The 21,213-nt window shown below is 58.8% G+C and carries 20 protein-coding genes; 10 read left to right on the top strand and 10 right to left on the bottom strand.

The window, feature by feature from the left end; all coding sequences use genetic code 11:
- Positions 1-104 precede the first annotated feature (104 nt).
- A complete protein-coding gene (gene trxB, locus AC1D2Q_RS26640) occupies positions 105-1,067 on the top strand; it encodes a thioredoxin-disulfide reductase (protein WP_018927182.1) in 963 nt (320 codons plus the stop codon).
- Between the two features lie 60 nt (positions 1,068-1,127).
- Here the strand turns inward: trxB and AC1D2Q_RS26635 are convergent, their stop codons facing one another.
- From AC1D2Q_RS26635 to AC1D2Q_RS26605, 7 genes are all read right to left on the bottom strand, one after another.
- Positions 1,128-2,378 (bottom strand): 2-aminoadipate transaminase, encoded by a 1,251-nt coding sequence (locus AC1D2Q_RS26635; RefSeq protein WP_477815134.1) that lies wholly within the window; start codon positions 2,376-2,378, stop codon positions 1,128-1,130.
- 156 nt (positions 2,379-2,534) lie between these two features.
- Entirely contained in the window at positions 2,535-2,873 is a 339-nt protein-coding gene (locus tag AC1D2Q_RS26630; protein ID WP_477815133.1) for a HopJ type III effector protein, read from the bottom strand.
- A complete protein-coding gene (locus AC1D2Q_RS26625) occupies positions 2,866-3,162 on the bottom strand; it encodes a DUF1244 domain-containing protein (RefSeq protein ID WP_018927179.1) in 297 nt (98 codons plus the stop codon). The genes AC1D2Q_RS26630 and AC1D2Q_RS26625 overlap by 8 nt, the downstream gene beginning before the upstream one ends.
- A gap of 68 nt (positions 3,163-3,230) precedes the next feature.
- Positions 3,231-3,602: a dihydroneopterin triphosphate 2'-epimerase gene (gene folX, locus AC1D2Q_RS26620; protein WP_007942179.1), complete on the bottom strand. Its 372-nt coding sequence runs from the start codon at positions 3,600-3,602 to the stop codon at positions 3,231-3,233.
- Positions 3,603-3,604: 2 nt separating this feature from the next.
- A complete protein-coding gene (gene folE, locus AC1D2Q_RS26615) occupies positions 3,605-4,180 on the bottom strand; it encodes a GTP cyclohydrolase I FolE (RefSeq protein WP_477815132.1) in 576 nt (191 codons plus the stop codon).
- A gap of 23 nt (positions 4,181-4,203) precedes the next feature.
- Positions 4,204-4,914, bottom strand: a complete 711-nt coding sequence (gene folM / locus AC1D2Q_RS26610) for a dihydromonapterin reductase (RefSeq protein WP_477815131.1) — start codon at positions 4,912-4,914, stop codon at positions 4,204-4,206.
- A 72-nt stretch (positions 4,915-4,986) separates the two neighbouring features.
- Positions 4,987-5,556 (bottom strand): antibiotic biosynthesis monooxygenase, encoded by a 570-nt coding sequence (locus AC1D2Q_RS26605; protein WP_019581151.1) that lies wholly within the window; start codon positions 5,554-5,556, stop codon positions 4,987-4,989.
- A gap of 210 nt (positions 5,557-5,766) precedes the next feature.
- On the opposite strand from AC1D2Q_RS26605, the gene AC1D2Q_RS26600 reads away from it, so the two are divergent.
- Complete coding sequence (locus AC1D2Q_RS26600; protein ID WP_477815130.1) at positions 5,767-6,726, top strand: MerR family transcriptional regulator; 960 nt, start codon at positions 5,767-5,769, stop codon at positions 6,724-6,726.
- 3 nt (positions 6,727-6,729) lie between these two features.
- Here the strand turns inward: AC1D2Q_RS26600 and AC1D2Q_RS26595 are convergent, their stop codons facing one another.
- Positions 6,730-7,335 carry a hypothetical protein gene (locus AC1D2Q_RS26595; RefSeq protein ID WP_018927173.1) on the bottom strand — a complete coding sequence of 202 codons (606 nt, stop codon included), beginning with the start codon at positions 7,333-7,335 and terminating at the stop codon, positions 6,730-6,732.
- Between the two features lie 54 nt (positions 7,336-7,389).
- Positions 7,390-7,866 carry a PAS domain-containing protein gene (locus tag AC1D2Q_RS26590; RefSeq protein WP_477815129.1) on the bottom strand — a complete coding sequence of 159 codons (477 nt, stop codon included), beginning with the start codon at positions 7,864-7,866 and terminating at the stop codon, positions 7,390-7,392.
- A 103-nt stretch (positions 7,867-7,969) separates the two neighbouring features.
- Between AC1D2Q_RS26590 and AC1D2Q_RS26585 the strand changes: the two genes are divergently transcribed.
- The 8 genes from AC1D2Q_RS26585 (at position 7,970) to AC1D2Q_RS26550 (ending at position 20,333) form a co-directional block, all read left to right on the top strand.
- Complete coding sequence (locus AC1D2Q_RS26585) at positions 7,970-8,425, top strand: flavodoxin (RefSeq protein ID WP_477815128.1); 456 nt, start codon at positions 7,970-7,972, stop codon at positions 8,423-8,425.
- Between the two features lie 172 nt (positions 8,426-8,597).
- The gene (locus AC1D2Q_RS26580; RefSeq protein ID WP_477815127.1) at positions 8,598-9,380 is read left to right on the top strand and encodes a class II aldolase/adducin family protein; all 783 of its coding nucleotides are present in this window, start codon (positions 8,598-8,600) and stop codon (positions 9,378-9,380) included.
- Positions 9,381-10,283 (top strand): alpha/beta fold hydrolase, encoded by a 903-nt coding sequence (locus tag AC1D2Q_RS26575; RefSeq protein WP_477815126.1) that lies wholly within the window; start codon positions 9,381-9,383, stop codon positions 10,281-10,283. It begins immediately after the preceding gene.
- 109 nt (positions 10,284-10,392) lie between these two features.
- Positions 10,393-11,304 carry an SDR family oxidoreductase gene (locus AC1D2Q_RS26570; RefSeq protein ID WP_477815125.1) on the top strand — a complete coding sequence of 304 codons (912 nt, stop codon included), beginning with the start codon at positions 10,393-10,395 and terminating at the stop codon, positions 11,302-11,304.
- Between the two features lie 584 nt (positions 11,305-11,888).
- A complete protein-coding gene (locus AC1D2Q_RS26565; RefSeq protein WP_477815124.1) occupies positions 11,889-13,682 on the top strand; it encodes a DUF1302 domain-containing protein in 1,794 nt (597 codons plus the stop codon).
- A gap of 23 nt (positions 13,683-13,705) precedes the next feature.
- Positions 13,706-15,073, top strand: coding sequence for a DUF1329 domain-containing protein (locus AC1D2Q_RS26560; protein WP_477815123.1), 1,368 nt, complete (start codon positions 13,706-13,708; stop codon positions 15,071-15,073).
- A gap of 140 nt (positions 15,074-15,213) precedes the next feature.
- Positions 15,214-17,775, top strand: coding sequence for a LuxR C-terminal-related transcriptional regulator (locus tag AC1D2Q_RS26555; RefSeq protein ID WP_477815122.1), 2,562 nt, complete (start codon positions 15,214-15,216; stop codon positions 17,773-17,775).
- A 167-nt stretch (positions 17,776-17,942) separates the two neighbouring features.
- Positions 17,943-20,333 (top strand): dermonecrotic toxin domain-containing protein, encoded by a 2,391-nt coding sequence (locus tag AC1D2Q_RS26550; protein WP_477815121.1) that lies wholly within the window; start codon positions 17,943-17,945, stop codon positions 20,331-20,333.
- Between the two features lie 33 nt (positions 20,334-20,366).
- On the opposite strand, the gene AC1D2Q_RS26545 is transcribed toward AC1D2Q_RS26550, so the two are convergent.
- Entirely contained in the window at positions 20,367-21,158 is a 792-nt protein-coding gene (locus AC1D2Q_RS26545; protein WP_477815120.1) for an IclR family transcriptional regulator, read from the bottom strand.
- Between the last annotated feature and the right edge of the window lie 55 nt (positions 21,159-21,213).

The following is a 21,213-nucleotide window of genomic DNA, read 5'->3' as shown; positions in this document are numbered from 1 at the left end:
CGAGCCCAAGCCTTCCCCAAGTGCTTTCAACGGTCCTTTTTTATTCCCGCCGGCAATCCGGCGTTCCGCGCCCAGTGTTTCGGGCCGGTCAACAGGAGCAGGTCATGTCTGAAGTTCGTCATTCGCGAGTGATTATTCTCGGTTCCGGCCCTGCCGGTTACAGCGCTGCTGTCTATGCGGCCCGTGCCAACCTCAAGCCACTGCTGATCACCGGCATGCAAGCCGGCGGTCAACTGACCACCACCACCGAAGTCGACAACTGGCCGGGCGACGTCCACGGCCTGACCGGCCCGGCGCTGATGGAACGCATGAAAGAGCACGCCGAACGCTTTGAAACCGAGATCGTGTTTGATCACATCAATGCCGTGGACTTCGCCGCCAAGCCGTACACCCTGATTGGCGACAGCGCGACTTACACCTGCGATGCCCTGATCATCGCTACCGGTGCCAGCGCTCGTTACCTGGGCCTGCCGTCGGAAGAAACGTTCATGGGCAAAGGCGTTTCGGCCTGCGCAACCTGTGACGGTTTCTTCTATCGCAACAAGCCAGTGGCTGTGGTCGGTGGCGGTAATACCGCTGTCGAAGAAGCGCTGTACCTGGCCAACATCGCCAGCACCGTGACCCTGATTCACCGTCGCGAAACGTTCCGCGCCGAGAAGATCCTGATCGACAAGCTCAATGCCCGGGTTGCCGAAGGCAAGATCATCCTGAAGCTGAACGCGACCCTGGACGAAGTGTTGGGCGACAACATGGGCGTGACCGGTGCTCGCCTGAAGAACAACGATGGCAGCTTCGACGAAATCAAAGTCGACGGCGTGTTCATCGCCATCGGCCACACCCCGAACACGTCGTTGTTCGAAGGTCAGCTGACGTTGAAAGACGGCTACCTGGTTGTACAGGGCGGCCGTGACGGCAACGCCACTGCCACCAGCGTCGAAGGTATCTTTGCTGCCGGTGACGTGGCCGACCACGTTTACCGTCAAGCCATCACCTCGGCCGGCGCCGGCTGCATGGCGGCACTGGACACCGAGCGTTACCTCGACGGTCTGCAGAACGTTTCGTTCTGATTCCGTAGAAAACAAAAAAACCGGCCTTGGCCGGTTTTTTTGTGGGCAGACGATTCTGCCTCAGGACAATTTCGCAAGGCACGCCTCAAGAACATTCAGCCCTTCCTCCAGCACTGCGGCCTCTGTCGTCAAAGGCGCCAGTAGCCGAACAATGTGGCGCGACTTGCCGCTGGGCATCAGCAGCAAACCCGACTCTCGCGCCAGGGCCAGCAGTTGTGTCAGTTGCGCCGAAGCCGGTGTGCCGTCGGAGTTGATCAACTCAATGCCGCGCATCGCACCCACGCCGGTCAAACGGCCCAGGTACGGTGACAGTCCGCGTGCTCGCCAGGCTTCGTAGCGGCTGACAATCGCTTCTTCCTGCTGCGTGCCCCAGGCATGCAGGTGTGCATCACTCATTTCGTCCAGGGTCGCCAACGCGGCGGCGCAGGCGATGGGATTGCCTGAGTAGGTGCCGCCCAATCCGCCCTTGGGCAAGTTGTCGACTAGCGATTTGCGCCCGACAACCGCACCCAGCGGCACGCCACCGGCAATGCTTTTTCCCAACAGAATCAGGTCCGGCTCAATGCCCAGTCGCGAGAACGCAAACCGCTGGCCGGTGCGGCCGAAGCCGGACTGGATTTCATCGGCAATCAGCAAAATGCCTTTGTCATCACAGAAACGCCGCAGCGCCTGGGCGAATTCCACATCCATCGCCAGAAACCCACCTTCGCCTTGCACCGGTTCGACGATAAAACAGGCCACGTCATTCACGTCGATCTCGACGCTGAACAGCCGATCCATCGCCTTCAGGGCCTCGGCGCAGGTCACGTCATTGTCTTTGCTGGGGAAGGGCAGGTGGTACACCGGCCCCGGCAGCACGCCGACTTTCTGCTTGTAAGGCGCGACCTTGCCGTTGAGGTTGAGGGTGGCCAGCGTGCGGCCGTGGAAGGCGCCGTCAAAGGCAATGATCGCGGTGCGGCCGGTGGCGCCACGGACGATCTTCAGGGCGTTTTCCGCCGCTTCCGCGCCGCTGTTGGTGAGCATGCCACTGACCGGGTAATCCACCGGAATAAACGCAGCCAGGCGATCCATGAGTTCGATGTAAGGCACATGGGGAGCCGCGTTGAACGCGTAGTGGGTCAGGCGGGTGGCTTGTTCACGAATGGCCTCGACGATGCGCGGATGGCAATGGCCGAGGTTCAGTACGCCGATACCTCCGACAAAGTCGATGTAGCGCTTGCCATCGGTGTCCCAGACTTCGGCATTTTTGCCGTGGCTGAGACGGATGGGGTGAACAATGGAAATCGACTGGCTGATGGTTTCGCTGCGCATGGATGGCGGACTCTGAAGAAGGGATGCTTCTTTTTATCTAAGCCGCGAGCAGAGGTGCCCGGCAAACGAAATAAAGTTGCCGGGTCAATATTAAAAGTCGGGATGTGCGGTAAGAGATGAATGGCTAAAGATCTTTTGATTTTGATCTTTCGTGAATCAGCGACGAGTCAGTGGCTGCTGAGCGAACTTCACACCCGCCAAGCCATGGGCAATCAACGCCCGGATATTGCCGTGGTCGCTGCCTTCGGGCGTAGCCACCACCGAGCGATAATGCTCGCCAAACGCCAATAGTGCTTCTTCATCGCTCAGACCTTCCAGCAGCGCCAGGCCCAGGGTCTTGCACGAGCCTTCGTTCTGCCCGGCTGCGTTTTCCACGCCACCGTTGTTGAAAGCCTGGGGCTGGTAGTCATAATCGGCGGCAATGAACGCCAGGGTGTCGGCGAAAACGTGTTCGCCACTCTTGAGGCTGGCGCGCAGGGTGTTCAAATCACTCATTGGGTTTTCCTTTGGCGAACGCCGCTTGTTGGTCGGCGCTGGCTTCTTTCTGGTATTGGGCTTTCCACTCGGCGTACGGCATGCCGTAAACCACTTCGCGGGCTTCGTCGAGGCTGACGTCGATCTGGCGTTCGTCGGCGGCGGCCTTGTACCACTTGGACAGGCAGTTGCGGCAGAAACCCGAGAGGTTCATCAGGTCGATGTTCTGCACGTCCTTGCGGCTGTCCAGGTGGGCAACCAGCCGGCGAAAGGCGGCGGCTTCAAGTTCCAGGCGTTGTTGATCGTTCATGATGGGCTCTGTGCAATCAATTCGTGGCGCGGATGATAAAAGCCTGGCGAGCGATACGCCAGACGCGGTCAGCGGCTCGCGGCCAGGGTAATCGACACCGACTCGGCGAAGCGCAGGGCGTGGGGCTTGTCGACTTCGACTTCGGCATACAGCACCGACTCGTTGGCCATGATCAGGTCCAGCAGCTCCTGGGTCAGGCGCTCGAGCAGGGCAAAGCGATTGCCTTCCACGTGGGCAATGATCGCCTTGGTGATGGTGCGGTAGTTCAGCGCGTGATCGATGTCGTTGTCACGCACGGCGTCCTGGGCGGCATACAGGATGGTCAGGTTGATCAGCACATCCTGCTTGTTGAGGATTTCGTCCTCGTTGATCCCGATGAAAGTTCGCAAACACAGGTCCTTGACCCGGATGCGTGCCATTCCTGGTTGAAGTTGTGGCATTGCTACTTGCTCCGTCCAATCAATTGCAGGAACTCCTGGCGGGTGTTGCTCGACTCGCGGAAGGCGCCGAGCATCACCGAGGTGTTCATGGTCGAATTCTGTTTCTCGACGCCGCGCATCATCATGCACATGTGCTGGGCTTCGATGACCACCGCGACACCGGCGGCATCGGTCACTTGCTGCACGGCTTCGGCGATTTGCCGGGTGAGGTTCTCCTGGATTTGCAGGCGGCGGGCGAACATATCCACAAGCCGTGCGATCTTCGACAGGCCGAGCACCTTGCCCGTTGGAATATAAGCCACATGCGCCTTGCCGATGAAGGGCAGCATGTGATGTTCACACAGCGAGTACAACTCGATGTTGTCGACAATGATCATTTCATCGTTGTCGGAGGCGAACAGCGCGCCGTTGACGATCTCTTCGACACTCTGTTCATAGCCATGACACAGGTATTGCATCGCCTTGGCGGCGCGCACCGGGGTGTCTTGCAGCCCTTCGCGGTCGGGGTTTTCACCGAGGCCGATGAGGATCTCCCGATAGCTCTGGGACAGGGCGTTCTGGGGCAGGGATAACGTCATGGGGACATCCTCGCGGGGGCGGCTTATTTGACGTGCCGTCCGCCATTGACGGTCAGGGTCGTGCCGGTGACATAAGGGTTGTCGAGCAAATAGCGCAGGCTCTGGTAGATCACTTCGCTGCCGGGCTCGATGCCCAGTGCGGATTTGGCCAGGACCCTGGCGCGGTACGCCGCATCGTCGTCGGGCTTGAACAGTAGCAGGGCTGGGGCGATACCGTTGACCTTGATGTCTGGCGCGTACTTCGCGGCAAAGGACAGGGTCAGGCTGTCGAGCCCGGCTTTGCTGGCGCAGTAGCCGATGTGCTTGCTGCTGCCCTTGCGGGTCACGTCATCGCTGATGTGCACGATGTCGGCGGGGCTTGAGTGTCTGAGTAAATCGGCACAGTGCAGGTTGATCAGGTAGGGCGCCAGCATGTGCACGCTGAACATGCGGGTGAAGGCATCGGCTTCGGCGCCCGGGGTTTCGGCCAGCCATTCGGAGGCATTATGGACAATCGCCCGAAGGCTGTCGGTGTGGTTCTTCAGTTCGCCGATGAATGTGAGAATCCCGGCCTCGCTGGAAAAGTCCGCGAACACCGCTGTTGCTCCCAGATCGCGCAGGGTCTTTACGCCGGGGCGTTCGCTGCGGTAACTGAAAATGACCGGATGGCCGTCTTCGAGCAAACGCTGCGCACAGTGCAGGCCGACACGCTGGCCGGCACCGGTGATGAGGATGGGGGCTGCGGAAGAGGTCATGAACGGCTCGCGTCGCGGTTAGAGCAAAACTATACCAGCGACGGGAGTCGTGCACCTACGCTCCTGCAAGAGTTACTGATTTTGGGTAGTAGGCGTTGCGGGCAACGGTTGTTGCGGTGCGGTGTTCAACCAGCCGGCCAACAGATGGGTCGACAATGGAATGAAGAAATAAACCATCAACGGCGTCAGGCACAGAGTGCTGACGAACACCCGGGCCAGCAATCCCGTTTCAGCCAATAACGGTCCCAGCACAAAGTTGAACAGCAGGGACACCGGAAAGAACGCCAGCCAGATCGCCACGGCCTGCTTCCAGCGTGGCGGGCGTTGCCCGGCCGCACCGAACCAGCCATCGATGCCACTGACCCGATGCTCCGAAGGATGGGCAAACAGATTGCTGCCGCGTCCCAGCCAAGCGGTACGCGACGCGGAATGCTCCCAGGCGTGCAAGGTCTGCTCGTCGGCGAAGCGGAAAATAATCTGGAATTCGTCATCCTCGGGCGGCGGAGCGAGCACGCCAGAACCGAGATAGCCGGGGAAGTCGGTGGCCAGTTGTTCGCCTTCGCGCAACCAGGCCATCAGGTCCTGATAACGCCCGTCGGCGACGCGACGCGCGACCATCAGCGTGACGGGGGAAGTAGACATTGTGTATCTCCGTAGGGCAAACGCGTCGCTCCGGATAGGAGTTTCGCCAGGCACAGCGCCGGGGTGGTGGGCTGCGTCTCGGGACAAGCAAGGATTATTCCTGATTATGTCTTGGACGTCAGTGCTAATTAAATCAACGGCGTGTTGAATACTGCCGGGGCAGGAGAGTTAGAATGGGATCCAATATTTTACATGGACGTAAATCCAAAGATGCCTGTGCTAACTGACCGTGCGCCTGGCTTGTCCTCCGGCACCTCCCTGATTCGAGAAGAGCTGTTCCCGATTCGTGAGGTCGCGCGCATGACAGGGGTCAACCCGGTTACGCTTCGAGCCTGGGAGCGACGCTACGGGCTGATACAGCCCACCCGCACCGAAAGTGGGCACCGTTTGTATTCGATGATCGATATCGAGCGTGTCCGCAGCATCCTCGGCTGGATCGAGCGCGGTGTCGCGGTCAGCAAGGTTGGCAAGATACTGGCCAAGACCGAACCGCTCCAGGTGCTGGAGCGGATCATTCCCGACGAGCTCGTTCAAGCCGACTACAGCCAATGGCGGCAGCAGGTCAAGGCGGCAGTGCGTGTTTTTGACGAAGTTCAGCTGGAACACGTCTACGGTCAGATCTTTTCCAGTTATCCGCTGACAGTTGTGTTCCAGGACATCCTGATTCCGATCTGGAAGCTATTGCTACAACGCCATGATGCGTTCGGTCAGACCAGCGAGTGGCTTTTTCTGGATGGCTTTCTGCGGTCTCGAGTATTGCAACGCCTGCTGCTGGTGCGTGTCATGCAACCGCGACAAGTGATTGTCTGCGCTTTGGCCGACCAATGTCGTGAGCTCGAAGTGTTGGTCACGGCGCTGTATCTGAGTAGCGTCGATTCGGCTATTCAATTGTTGGCGATCGGGCAGCCCTTCGACGAGTTGATCCTGGTCTGTGAGAAGATCAAGCCCAGGGCGCTGGTGCTGATTTCCAATCACGCGCCGGCTGCCGAACTGCCTCGACGTTTGAACCGTCTGGCCATGGGCCTGGACTGTCAGCTGTTTCTGGCTGGGGATGCGTCCGACCTGGCGCAAGAAAGTCTGGCCGGGTCGTCGGTGGGTTGCCTTGGAAACGAGGGGGGGGTGATGCGCCAGCGTCTGAAACAGTTCCTGGCGGGAAACCTGGATACCTGAGATTCAAATATGCAAAGCAGGATGGGTCAGGCGATGTTGCTGAAGGATGTACTGACGCAGACGCTCGGTTTCGTCCTTGTCACTCTGGCTCAACTCGTAGGCGTAGAAACCTTGCTCGGTCTCACGCTCCAGGGTGCCGCGCAACGCAATCCGCTCATAGCCTGACGGGCTGAACCACAACGCGAAGTGCTTTGGCGCTTTGGTCTTGTTGCGAACTTCCAGCAAAACCCCTTTGAACGATATTTCGTGCACCCACATTGTGCCGGGTTGCCCCTTGGCATTTTCCAGCGCCACCGGCTCTTCGAGCGCCAGGCGCCATGGCCGAATCATTGGCCCGTCTTCATAAATGCTGGGGACACCGAGGCGTAGATGCATTGCGTGAAACTCATCTTCCACCAGGTGCAGCGGGAAGGTCATTTGCTGATTTTCGAAAGTGGCCTGGATGGTGACTTGCTCATGAGCGGCCAGGCGTGTGAGCAAATCACGGATCTGCGAGCCGCCGTTGACCAGCAAACTCGACGTCGCATCCCGCACATTGAGTTGCGGGTTGTGTTGCATGGTCTGGATAAAGTCCAGCTCATCCTGGGTCAGGAGTGCGTCGCGCTGCATGATTTGCTCGAAAGAAATAATTACAAAGTCATCGGTGATTGTAGTAAATGACCACTAATTCTCAGATTGGTTTGATCCGTTCGTCGATTTGAGATCAGCAAGTTCTGCCTGTACCTCGGCCAATTGCGCTTCCAGCTGTGCAACTCGCTGCTGTGCCCTGACCTGAACCGTGACGTCTTTCTGCACACCGACAAAATAGGTTTGTCCGTCGTGCGGGTTTTTTACCGTGGAAAGCGACAGTTCGTTCCAGAACGGGGTGCCGTCCTTGCGGTAATTCCTGAGAATTTCCCGGCAGGAACCGCCATTGCCCAACGCCTGGCGAATCAATGCGAGGGTGGGCTGATCCCGGTCTCCTGCCTGCAAAAAACGGCAATCCTGGTAGAGGATTTCTTCGCTGGTATAGCCCGTCAGGTGTTCGAACGCCGGGTTTACGTAAATCAGGATGTTGTCCTGTTCGCCTTCCTTTTCGGCAATCACGATGCCGTCGTTGGACGCCTCGATTACCATTTGCAACAGTGAGGCATTGATCATCGCAGAGTCCTTTGCGTATTGATGGGTACGCTGCATTCTAAAAGATCAATGAGGGCTGTGCTGTTAATATCTTGGCCTTTTACTCAGCTTCAGGATCAAATTGATGAAAGTCGTCATCCTTTCCGGCTCGGTGTACGGCACGGCTGAAGAAGTCGCCCGCCACGCCGCAAGTCTATTGAACGCCGCCGGTTTTGAAACCTGGCACAACCCGCGCGCGACACTTGCCGATGTTCAGGTCTTTGGCCCGGAAGCCTTTCTGGCGGTGACTTCGACCACCGGCATGGGCGAGCTGCCGGACAACCTGCAACCATTGTATTCGATGATCCGCGATCAATTGCCCGCCGCCTGGCGTGGCTTGCCGGGTGCCGTTATCGGGTTGGGCGACTCGAGTTACGGCGATACGTTCTGCGGTGGCGGTGAGCAAATGCGTGAATTGTTCGGCGAACTGGGCGTGCGTGAAGTGCTGCCGATGTTGCGTCTGGACGCCAGTGAAACCGTAACGCCGGAAACCGACGCCGAGCCTTGGCTGGCGAATCTGGTAAGCGCTCTGCGGGGCTGACCGGCTTTTATTGGCGGCAGTGTTCTGACATGGATCCAGGCTCCCCCGCGCACTGACTCGCTCGGCCACCAAGCTGGCTGCCAATGCAACTAGCCGATCTCCGGGGGCTGACTAGACTGCTGTAACGTCAGTGAACATTAAGAACCCAGAACAATAAAAAGAGATCCTTGCCGTGAGCGTAACCCCCATCCAGTCGCCACACAGTCTCCAGGATAAAGTCAGTGCCGCCGAGTGGCAGACCCGCGTCGACCTGGCGGCCTGTTATCGTCTGGTCGCCCTGCACGGCTGGGACGATCTGATCTTCACGCACATTTCGGCCAAGGTGCCGGGCACTGAAGATTTCCTGATCAACCCGTTCGGGCTGATGTTCCATGAAATCACCGCGTCGAGCCTGGTCAAGGTCGATCAGGCCGGTAACAAGTTGATGGACAGCCCCTACGAAATCAATCCGGCGGGTTACACCATCCACAGCGCGGTGCATGAAGTCCGGCATGACGTCGTGTGTGTACTGCATACCCACACGGCGGCGGGCGTGGCTGTATCAGCGCAGAAACAGGGCATTTTGCCGATCAGTCAGCAGTCATTGTTCGTCCTGTCCAGCCTGGCTTATCACGCCTACGAAGGCGTGGCGCTGAACCATGAAGAGAAGGCGCGGCTGCAAGCCGACCTGGGTGAAAACAATTTCCTGATGCTGCACAACCACGGTTTGCTGACCTGTGGTGGCACCATCGCCGACACGTTCCTGATGATGTTTACCTTCCAGCGTGCCTGCGAGATTCAGGTGCTGGCGCAGAACGGTGGCGCGGAGCTGATCGCCATCGAACCGCAGATTCTGGCGGGCGCCAAGGCGATGATCGCCGGCGTCACCAAAAGTGCTCAAGGGATGGGTGGCGCGCTGGCCTGGCCGGCGCTGCTGCGCAAACTCGATAAACAAGACCCGGGTTATAAACTCTAAATGGCACTCGCCGAAATTCCTCTGTGTGTCTGGCGTAAACGCGGCCAGACGTTCGTCTTCCGCGGTCAGACCATCCGCTATTGGGCAGCGGGGCAGGGCGAGCCGCTGTTGCTGATCCATGGCTTCCCGACCGCCAGTTGGGACTGGCATTACCTGTGGCAGCCGCTGGCGCAGCGCTATCGGGTGATTGCCTGCGACATGCTCGGCTTCGGCGATTCGGCCAAGCCGCTGAATTACGACTACAGCCTGCTGGAGCAGGCCGATTTGCAACAAGCGTTATTGGCGCACTTGAACGTCGAGCAACCCGTTCACGTGTTGGCACACGATTATGGCGACAGCGTGGCCCAGGAACTTTTGGCCCGGCACTATGAAGCGCGCGCTCATATCGCCAGTTGCGTGTTCCTCAATGGTGGACTGTTTCCCGAAACCCATCGCCCGGTGTTGATGCAAAAACTCCTGCTCAGCCCCTTGGGCTGGATGATCGGGCTGGCTTTTACCCGTGACGCTCTGGTGAAGAGTTTCAAGCAGGTCTTCGGTCCGCAGACCCGGCCCAGCGAAAGTGAACTGGATGATTTCTGGAGCCTGGTCGACAGTAATCACGGGCAGCGGATCATGCATAAATTGATCGGTTATATCCCGCAGCGACGGGTCCAGCGTGAGCGTTGGGTCAGCGCCATGCAGCGTGGCGAGGTGCCGCTGCGCGTTATCGATGGTGAGGTCGATCCGGTTTCCGGTGCGCACATGGTGGCGCGCTATCGGCAAGTGATTCCCGCCCCGGACACCGTCCTGCTGCCCGAGATCGGCCATTACCCACAGATCGAAGCGCCGGCGCAGGTGCTCAAGCACTATCTGGAATTTCGCGATCAGTTGATTTCGCCGCCGCTCAAGTTGGCGTGCTCCTGACTATCCCGCTGCGTTATCGCACACCATTCAGCCGCCCCCGTGTTCATTGTGACTGGCAGCCCCGTGCCCGACACTCGCACTAATAGTCCCTGGCCTGCTGGAGTTCCCCATGAATGAGTCTGTGCGCTTCGAAGATAAAGTCGTGATCGTCACCGGTGCGGGCGGCGGCTTGGGGCGAGCGCATGCATTGCTGTTCGCCAAACAGGGCGCCAGGGTGCTGGTCAATGATCTCGGCGGCTCGGCTCAGGGTGAAGGCGCCAATGCGTCGGCGGCCGATCGGGTGGTGGCGGAAATTCGTGAAGCGGGCGGCATTGCCGAGGCAAACCATGACTCCGTCACCGACGGTGACAAAATCGTCCAGCACGCCCTCGACACGTTCGGTCGTATCGATGTGGTGGTGAACAACGCCGGCATCCTGCGGGACAAGACCTTTCACAAAATGGACGACAGCGATTGGGACCTGGTTTACCGCGTTCACGTCGAAGGCGCCTACAAGGTCACTCGCGCCGCCTGGCCACACATGCGTGAGCAAAACTATGGCCGCGTGATCTTCACCGCGTCGACCTCGGGCATCTATGGCAACTTCGGCCAGTCCAACTACGGCATGGCCAAGCTCGGCCTATACGGCCTGACCCGCACACTGGCCATCGAGGGCCGCAAGAACAACATCCTGGTCAACGCCATCGCCCCCACGGGTGGCACCCGCATGACCGAAGGCCTGATCCCGCCGCAAGTATTCGAGCAACTCAAACCGGAACTGGTCAGCCCGTTGGTGGTGTACCTGGCCAGCGAGCATTGCCAGGAAACGTCGGGTCTGTTCGAGGTCGGTGGTGGCTGGATGGGCAAGGTGCGCTGGGAGCGCAGCCTGGGCGCCGGGTTCGATCCGCGGGTCGGTTTCTCGCCGGAGGATGTGGCGGCGCATTGGCAGCAGATTTGTGATTTCGAAGGCGCGGCGCATCCGAAGGACAACATTGAGGCGCTGAAGGAAATGATGGAGAACTTGCAGAAGCATTCCCTCTGACGCTGATTGCGCGACATCTGGCGTGGCTTGCCTGAGCCCCGTCATCTCCTCCCGACTACTCCCTGCCTGAAAACCTTTCGCCCATAAAAAAGGCCGCTGCAAACGCAGCGGCCAAAGTAAGACGTGGATCCAGGAGCTACAAATCAACGTCAGTGAACACAGGGCGATGAGTCGAAAAAATACGCTTCAAATCATCTGGATTCTGTCGCCAACGGGGTGGTCTATCATCCCCGTTCTTTGTGCTTTCGGGCCGTTTGCCGTGAAAGCCAGGCAAGAATAAGGTCTTGATCGCAAAGGAAAAATAGCGATTTCAGACATGCACTGTTACAGTCTTGGCAACAGTCTTCGGCTGACCTTTTGTAACAGCTGCCGCAGGCTGCGCGCTGTTACACATCTAACTTCAACCATGTCCCATGCACTGCACTGATAACCCTTCATCCAGCCCATCCATACCCCGCGCAAAACCCCGCCCCATGCGGGCTTTCATCCTTTGGAGGTACATCGCGAATACCTCCTTGGTGCGCTTATCGCTCCCGGCGAGCGGCAGTAGGGTGGGGCCTTCTGTCACTCACCGGGGAAGACGCATGACAAAAACAACAATGCGCGCCATCTTCAAACCGCAAGCGCTGGCCGCTGCGGTGGCCTTGGGCTGCTGTGCCCAGGCGCAGGCTGTTTCATTCAACATCGGCGAAATCGAGGGGCAGTTCGATTCCTCGCTGTCCGTCGGCGCGAGCTGGGGCATGCGCGACGCCGACAAGTCGCTGGTGGGTACCGTCAATGGCGGGACAGGCCAGTCTTCGACCGGTGATGACGGACGCCTGAACTTCAAGAAAGGCGAAACCTTCTCCAAGATCTTCAAGGGCATCCACGACCTCGAATTGAAGTACGGCGACACGGGTGTGTTCGTCCGTGGCAAGTACTGGTACGACTTCGAGTTGAAGGACGAAGACCGGGAGTTCAAGCAGATCAGCGACAGCGGTCGCAAGGAAGGCGCCAAGTCTTCCGGGGCGGAGCTTCTCGATGCCTTCGTTTATCACAACTATTCCATCGCCGACTTGCCGGGCACCGTGCGCGCAGGCAAGCAAGTAGTCAGTTGGGGTGAAAGTACCTTCATCGGTAATTCGATCAACAGCATCAACCCGATCGACGTCTCCGCGTTCCGTCGCCCCGGCGCCGAGATCAAGGAAGGGCTGATTCCGGTCAACATGTTGTTCGCTTCCCAGGGCTTGACCGATCAACTCACGGTGGAAGGTTTCTACCAACTGGAATGGGACCAGACCGTCGTCGACAACTGCGGCACCTTCTTCGGTAACGACGTGGTGGCGGACGGTTGCAACAACAACTACACCGTCGGCAGTCCGGCGATTGCCCCGCTGGCGCCCTTGGCATCGGCCTTCGGTCAACCGATCCAGGTGACCCGCGAGGGCGTGGTCGTTCCCCGTGGCGGTGACCGCGATGCCCGGGATTCGGGGCAGTGGGGCGCGGCTTTGCGCTGGCTCGGTGACGACACCGAATACGGCCTCTACTTCATGAACTATCACAGTCGCACACCGACCGTCGGCACCACCACCGCCGGGCTGTCCACATTGGCCAGCCTGCCGGGCATGGTCAGCACTGCCAACCGTCTGGCCCCGGGCAGCGGTTCGGGCCTGGCGCAAAGCGTGATGCTCGGGCGCGGCCAGTACTACCTCGAATACCCGGAAGACATTCGCCTGTACGGTGCGAGTTTCTCCACCACGTTGCCCACCGGCACTGCCTGGACTGGCGAAATCAGCTACCGGCCTAACGCTCCGGTGCAGGTCAACACCAACGACCTGACCCTGGCGTTGCTCAACCCGATCGCCGGCGGCGCGGCATCGCCTGTTGCGACCCGGCCTGGCGCCGACAATACCGGTTACCGCCGCAAGGAAGTGACCCAGGTGCAAAGCACCCTGACGCATTTCTTCGACCAAGTGCTGGGCGCCCAACGGCTGACCCTGGTCGGTGAAGCGGCGATGGTCCATGTCGGTGGTCTGGAGTCGCGGAGCAAACTGCGTTACGGCCGTGATTCGGTCTATGGCCAATACGGTTTCGGTGGCGATACCGACGGCTTCGTCACCTCGACCTCCTGGGGCTACCGCGCCCGGGCGATCCTCGATTACGCCAACGTGATCGGCGGGATCAACCTCAAACCCAACCTGTCCTGGTCCCATGACGTCGCCGGCTACGGCCCCAACGGGCTGTTCAACGAGGGCGCCAAGGCCATCAGCGTCGGTGTCGATGCCGACTACCGCAACACCTATACCGCAAGCTTGAGTTACACCGACTTTTTCGGCGGGAATTACAACACCCTGACCGACCGCGACTTCCTGGCGCTGAGCTTCGGCGTGAACTTCTGATCTGGCTGAGAAGGATGATGTTAATGCGCAAGATGATTCTGCAATGCGGCGCCCTGGCCCTGAGCCTGCTGGCCGCCAACGTGATGGCTGCAGTCTCGCCGGAAGAGGCCAATAAGCTCGGCACCACCCTCACGCCGCTGGGCGCCGAGAAGGCCGGCAACGCCGATGGTTCGATCCCGGCCTGGACCGGTGGCATCCCGAAAAACGCCGGTGCGGTCGACAGCAAAGGCTTCCTGGCCGACCCGTTCGCCAGTGAAAAACCGCTGTTCACCATCACCGCCGCCACGGTCGATAAATACAAGGACAAGCTTTCGGACGGTCAGGTGGCGATGTTCAAGCGCTACCCGGAAACCTACAAGATTCCGGTCTACCCAACCCACCGCACCGTGGCCGTGCCGTCGGAAATCTACGAGTCGGCCAAGCGCAGCGCGCTGAACGTGACCAGCATCAACGACGGTAACGGTCTGGCCAATTTCACCGGCAATCGCTACTACGCGTTCCCGATTCCGAAGAATGGCGTCGAGGTGCTGTGGAACCACATCACCCGTTACCACGGCGGTAATCTGCGACGCATCATCACCCAGGTGACCCCGCAGACCAACGGCAGCTACACACCGATTCGCTTCGAGGAAGAGATCGCCGTACCGCAACTGATGAAGGACCTGGACCCGGACAAAGCCGCCAACGTGCTGACCTTCTTCAAGCAGTCGGTGACCGCGCCGGCGCGGCTGGCGGGTAACGTATTGCTGGTGCATGAAACCCTCGACCAGGTGAAAGAGCCACGACTGGCTTGGATCTACAACGCTGGTCAACGTCGTGTGCGCCGTGCACCGCAAGTGGCCTACGACGGACCGGGCACCGCCGCTGACGGCCTGCGGACTTCGGATAACTTCGACATGTTCTCGGGTGCGCCAGATCGCTACGACTGGAAACTGATCGGCAAAAAGGAAATGTACATTCCCTACAACAGCTACAAACTCGACTCGCCGAGCCTCAAGTATGATGACGTGGTGAAAGCCGGGCACATCAACCAGGACCTGACCCGCTACGAGTTGCACCGGGTCTGGGAAGTGGTCGGCACGGTCAAGCCGAGTGAGCGGCACATCTACGCCAAACGCCACATGTACCTTGACGAAGACAGCTGGCAAGTGGCGCTGGTGGACCACTACGACGGTCGCGGCCAACTGTGGCGAGTGGCCGAAGGTCACGCCCAGTACTACTACGATCACCAGACTCCGGCCTACACCCTCGAGGCGCTCTACGACATCATCGCTGGCCGATACATTGCCCTGGGAATGAAGAACGAAGAGAAGCACAGCTTCGTATTTGGCTTCGACGCCAAGGCTGCCGACTACACACCGTCGGCCCTGCGCGCCGAGGGCGTTCGGTAAGGGTTTTGATACATTGGCATCACGAAAGGCGACCTGTGGGTCGCCTTTTTTATGGGCGCCAATCAGCGCGCTGAATACCTCTCAACAAGCGGGTGGGAGAGGGTTAGGGTTGTCGGACAATTATAAAAAGGCACGCTGCAATGACCGCCATGACCCCGTGTCTGGACCGTTCTGGATTCCTGCCCCGCCTGTCCTCGCATCACCTGTCGCGGGCTCGCTTGAGCGAGCCGTTACTGGCCTCCACGGCTCGGGTGAAATTGCTCTGCGCCCCCGCCGGCAGTGGCAAGAGTGCGCTGCTCGCCGAGTGTCTGTTGCAGGCGCCGAATCAGTGCCGGGTGCATTGGTTGCCCTTGTCTGGCGCAGCGTCGAGCGTGGCCGATTTTCGTCATCGTCTGGCTGAGGCGCTGGAGCTGGCCTCGTCGGGCGAAACCGAACTACTCAGCTATCTGGCGCGATTGCAGACGCCAACCTGGCTGTTTCTCGATGACTACTGCCGTCTGCCGAACCCCGAGCTGGACTCGTTGCTGGATCGCATGTTGGCGATCGGCAGCCCGATGCTGACCTGGTGGCTCGGCACTCGCCGCCGGCCGCAATGCAACTGGCCACGGCTGTTGCTTGATGATGAATTGTACGATTGCGAGAGCGCTTCGCTGGCTTTTACTTCAGGTGAAGTGGAGCAGCTGTTGCGTCCCTGGGTGCCGGATCAGGCCAACAAGGTGGCCAGTCGGATCATCCAGCGCACCGGCGGCTGGTGTGCCGGTGTGCGGATTGCGTTGCTGCACAAGTGCGACTGGTCGCGTCAGGACAAACCCCTGGGACGGGCGGACACCTTGCTCGATTATCTGGAGCACGAGTTGTTCAGCTCGCTGACGCCTGAGTTGAGCGAGGCCTGGCGCGTGCTGGCCCACTTGCCACGCTTCAATGCCCGACTGTGCGATCACCTGTTTGGGGCCGGGGAGGGCGCGCAGTACCTGAGGACCTTGCAAGCACTGGGTTGTTTTATCGAACCCTGGCGCGACTCCACCGACTGGCTGCAGGTTTTCACCCCGTTCACCCAATTGCTGCGCGATGAGCAATGGCCGGCCGGACGCTCCTGGCATCGGCGTGCCTGCCAGTGGTTCTGCGCCGAGCAGGACTGGAAATCCGCCTTCGAACAGGCATTGCTCGCCGAGGAATACGAAGTGGCGGTCAGCCTGTTGCAGCACTTCAGTTTCGAGCATCTGTTCGAGGAGCAGACCGTGGTGCTGTTGTTGCGTCTGCATGAGCAACAAGGCGAGGAGCTGATGCTCGGCTCGCCGCAACTGATCGGGCTAATCACGGCGGCATCGCTGTTTGCGGGGCGGTTTGAGCAAGCGGCCGATTGCATCGAACACCTGTCGCGATTTACCCCTCAACCGTCGGCGTTCTTGCAGCGGCAACTGATTGCCCGCTGGCAGGCTCAGCAAGGCTGGTTACTGCACTTGCAAGGGCGTATGGAAATCTCGCGCGCGCATTTTCTCGACGCCCTGAGCGAGCTCGGTCCTGACCTCTGGACCGTACGCTTGATGTGCCTGTCGGGTTTGACTCAACAGGCACTGCTCCGGGGCGAGCTTGATGTCGCGCAGTCGCTGAACCGTGAGGCGCTGTGTCTGGCGCGAGCACAAGGCTCGCTGGTGCTAGAAGGGCTGCTGGAGCTTGATCATGCGCAATTGCTGGAGCAGCGCGGCGCTCCCCTGCGCGCGGAAAGCCTGCTCGCCAATATCCATGAGCTGCTATGTCAGCGTTCTGAGCGGCCGGTCCCGTTGCTGGGGCGAATCGCGTTGCGTCGGGGTCGGCTGGCCCTTTGCCGGGGGCAAGATGAGCGTGCCGCCGAATTCTTCCAGGCCGGGCTGGAGGATTGCCTGCGCAGCCATGACAAACGTGTGCTTTACGGGTTTCTCGGTCAAGCACAACTGGCGGCCAATCAGGGGGACTATGGGCAAGCCTTTGTCCGGCTGCGCGATGCCGAGCGATTGATGCAACAGCGGCAGATTCCAGACACTGTTTACCGTGGCGTACTGTTACAAGTCAGCAGTCATTTCTGGTTGCAACAGGGGCGTGCCGAACTGGCATGCGAGGCCTTGAGCCGAGTGCTCAATCACTATCGCGGGCCGCAAGCGCGACAGGCCCCCCCGGCCACTCTGGAGCTGATTCCGCGCATTGAATATTTGTTGATCATTGCCAGGCATCGGGCAGAGCCGGATGCCATCGATGCTGCACCACAACTTGAGGCGTTGATAAAACAGGCGCAGGCGCGTGGAATGTTCGCGCTCGCCACCGAATTGCAACTGGCCCTGGCCGAAGTACTGTGGTGTGACGGTCACACTACGAAGGCCATTGATGTGTTGCAGGAGGGCCTTCGCAACGTTGCGCGGTATCAGACACTTCAAGTGCTAAGTGAGTTGCGCCAGCGTCAGCCGTTATTGTTACGCGACGCGCAGGCTTCTCTCTTGTCTTGTGATCAACTTTGCAATCGTGCGGATGCAACAGAAATATTAAGCCAGCGTGAACTGCAAGTGCTGAAGCTGATTGCACTCGGTCATTCCAATCAAGAAATTGCCGACTCATTGTTTATTTCATTACATACCGTTAAAACCCACGCTCGGCGCATACACGGAAAACTGCGGGTCGAACGCAGGACGCAGGCGGTGGCCAAGGCCAAGCTGTTAGGGTTGTGGGATTGAATCTGATAATGAGGTGATCAGTAAAGTTGCTATAAAAGTTTCGGTGTTACATTGGGTTTAAGTTGTAAATAGTTGGTATTGCTTAACTGCTTTGGTGCGTTGTTGTCTTGGGCTACTTTTGCTGGCGTAAATTTTTCTACGTTATTCAAATCACCAAGGACAACATCATGAATATGATGAATAAATATCTGCCTATTGATGTCGGCAATCGTCCGCAATGGCTTGAGCGTGCCAGCGTTAACGAACAACTGCACTTTGGCGAACTGGAACAACAGTTAATCGCAAGTCAAACCGATCTGGACAACCAACTAGGAAGTCATGCCAGTGTGCAGGCTTACGCAAAAAGCGTGGCCAGCCAGTTGTTGCAGTTGGAGCTTGGCAGCACGCTGGACCCCGACAACCTGATGACCATCAGCCGTTACGTCTTCGATGTGGCCGGGAAGCGAATCACGCAAGAAGACAGGCGTTCTCTGACGGATTTGCTGCTGTGCGGCCTGCACGAGGAGGGGCGGCGGGGATCGATCACGTTTGAAGGTGAAGGCCTTCCTTCTGGATTAAACCAGCAATGGTTGGAGGAAGTGATGAACGAGGACGTGCGCGCCGCCTACGGTGCTGCATACCGGTCTGTGTTCCAGCGCAGTGAGGTGGTCACCACCATGGTCCGTATCACCCGGGATCAATTGTTGCTGAGTGCCTTTGGCGCGAAGCTACAGGGGCATCTCGACGACACCAGTCTCCAACGGGTGCAACAGGCGGTGGACGGGAATGCGAACCTGGTGATCGCGCCCTTACAGCTGCGTGACGATACTCGCCCACTCCTGGAACTGGTTGCCATTGGCAGCCGCAGCCCCAGCCTGGACGACTGGCTGCTGTATGCTCCCGATTCGCCTGGCGGTCAGGATTGGTATCAATTGCCCTCCCTTAGGCAATTGAGCTTTGAAATCGGTGGTTGGACGGCAACGTCCGAGGGGAGCGACTATCTGCTATGGCATTCCCACGCGCTGGATCGTGAGGCCATCAGCGGCTACATGAACCAGGTTTCCAAACTGCCCAATCTGTGGCGCGGCGTGGCTCTTGCGCCGACCCCCTACACTGGGGCCGAAGTGCTGAACTCCGTTGTTTTCAATCATCGGGCCTGGCTCGTGGCTCAGGAAGAAAGCCACACCCCCTATGGTTATCGGACCGCTACACAGCAGCGCCAGCACTTCACCCGGATGAACTGTGAATTGCGGGCAATGAAAACCATTGAAGTGCGTGAAGGCGGGTTCATCAGTTATGAGCGTTTTTGCCATCAACTGATCAAACAGCGGATTGAAGAAGTTCTACTGTCCAGAGGCGAAAAAGTCGCTATCAACCCTGACCGGATTTTCGTGGAATACGAACGGGGTCAACAGATAACACTGACCCGACTGATCGCCGACGAGGTACATTTTTATTCTGACAACGCAGCCCGCGATGGTGTCCCGCGTTTTACAGAGGCCACTGACCATCCACTCCTCACCAAACTCTCCATTCACGACATTGCCGCTTGGTCGCGAACGTTGCGCCCGGGTGAAAAGTACATCGACATGTTGCGTGCAACGCACATCGACCGTCCCAAAGGCTTTTTCAAGCAGCGGTTATACATGGGGATCATGCAGCGCCAGATGAGTGTGGCAATCCTGCAGGCGCTATTCACAGGCCGTCTGGTTCGGGAACACTTCGATGAGTTGATGAAAGTTGTCACGGCGTTTGACTCTCCGCAACCGGACTGGCCTGTGGGCGAATCGCCTGCCAATGTGCGACACAGTGCTTTGTTCAAACTCCATCTCAAGGGGCGCCTGATTGTCGGGGCGTTCGTCTTCAGGCTGCACGTTGCCGGGAAGATCGAGGAGTATCTGTATACCCCGGATGCACCGGATGGACGTGAGCTGCGGCCGTTCAAGGATTTCGTGAGTGCGGTGAAAACCCGTGGCCTCGGTGATTACTTCTATAATCGGGCATTTGGGAAATACCAGCCGCAGGTCGGTACTTACCTGACGGATCTCGAGCAGGTCGCCAACTTCACCGAGGCGCCAATATTGGAGAAGAACAGTCGGGTCACGGATTTGTATTGGTGCTATTACGACGTGTTGACCAAGGTCATCTCTGACGTCGACGAGAAAACGCAAAGTCTTGAAGAGATCATCATCAGCCTGGTGAACAGCGCCGTCGTTTCGGCAGTGAGTGTCATCTCCATTGTCTATGCCCCCGTCGGTATCGCATTGAGCGTCGCCTTGTTTACTCAGAATCTGGTGCAAGGTGTTCATGCCTATACCGAGGGCAATCGGACCAAGGCCCTGAAGCATTACGTCAAGGCGGTGATTGAGCTGGCTTCCCTAGCCAAGGGAATTCGAGGACTGTCGCAGGTTACCAAGTTGCAGAAAGACCTGATCGGTCTGCTGGGTGATGTGTATACCGTGGAAAAACTGTTTGCCGAAATATCCGGGCAGCCTCGATTGCATGAGCGGGCGCTGGAGGTCATTCAGGAGGTTCTCGACGACCCAGAGAGCATCACGAGCAAAACCACGATCGGGTAAGGACAATGGCTGAGCACAGGTATCGCGTCTGGTTCAGCGACTGACATCGGCGGGCTGATACCCCATCCGCCAACTCACGGCCCGCGTCGCTGCCAGTAATCGCTGCGCCGCCGGGCCGTTTTCGTCAGCGTGAAACAGTGAGGTCGGACCGACGATGGTCATGACCGCCGCTACATTCCCTACCGCGTTGAATACTGGTGCCGACAACGCATCCACTCCCGGCATCAGCAACCCATGCACATGATGCAGGCCGCGTTCGCGGATCTGTTCGCATAAGGCCGCATAGGTCTGATCGTCCGCCAAGACGTGGTCAGTGGCGCTGTGAAGCTCCTGATCGCGCAAGTCCACGGTTTCCCGCTTCGGTAGATAAGCGCCAAAGACCAGGCCAGTGGATGAGCTTAGCAATGGCAAGACCGAGCCCAATTGCGTGACCACCGTCACCGCTCGCACTGCCGGCTCGATGTGCACCACCGTCGCGCCCTGATTGCCCCACACCGCCAAAAAACAGGTTTCGTTCAGATCGTCGCGCAGTTCGGCCAAGGGCAGGGCGGCGACTTTCAGCACGTCCATACTGTTCAGAGCAGCCAGGCCGACCCTAAGCGCTTCACGACCGAGGCCGTAATGGTTGGTGGCGGTGTTCTGCTCGGCAAAACCGCTGGCGATCAGCGCCTGTAGATAACGGTGAACCTTGCTCGCCGGCATCTGCACGTGTTCGGCCAAGCGCGACAACGAGGTCGAGGGCGACAGCTCGGCGAGCGCCTTGAGGATGTCGGTGCCGACCTCGGCCGAGCGGACTTTCTGTTTACCGTTGCTTTCGCTGGTCATGGAGGCGGTGTGATCCCGGGACGAATGGGCGTCTTTATAGCTTGACGGTCAATAC

The sequence above is a fragment of the Pseudomonas sp. P1_A1 genome (assembly GCF_056406935.1).
This window is presented reverse-complemented; position numbering and strand designations above follow the sequence as displayed.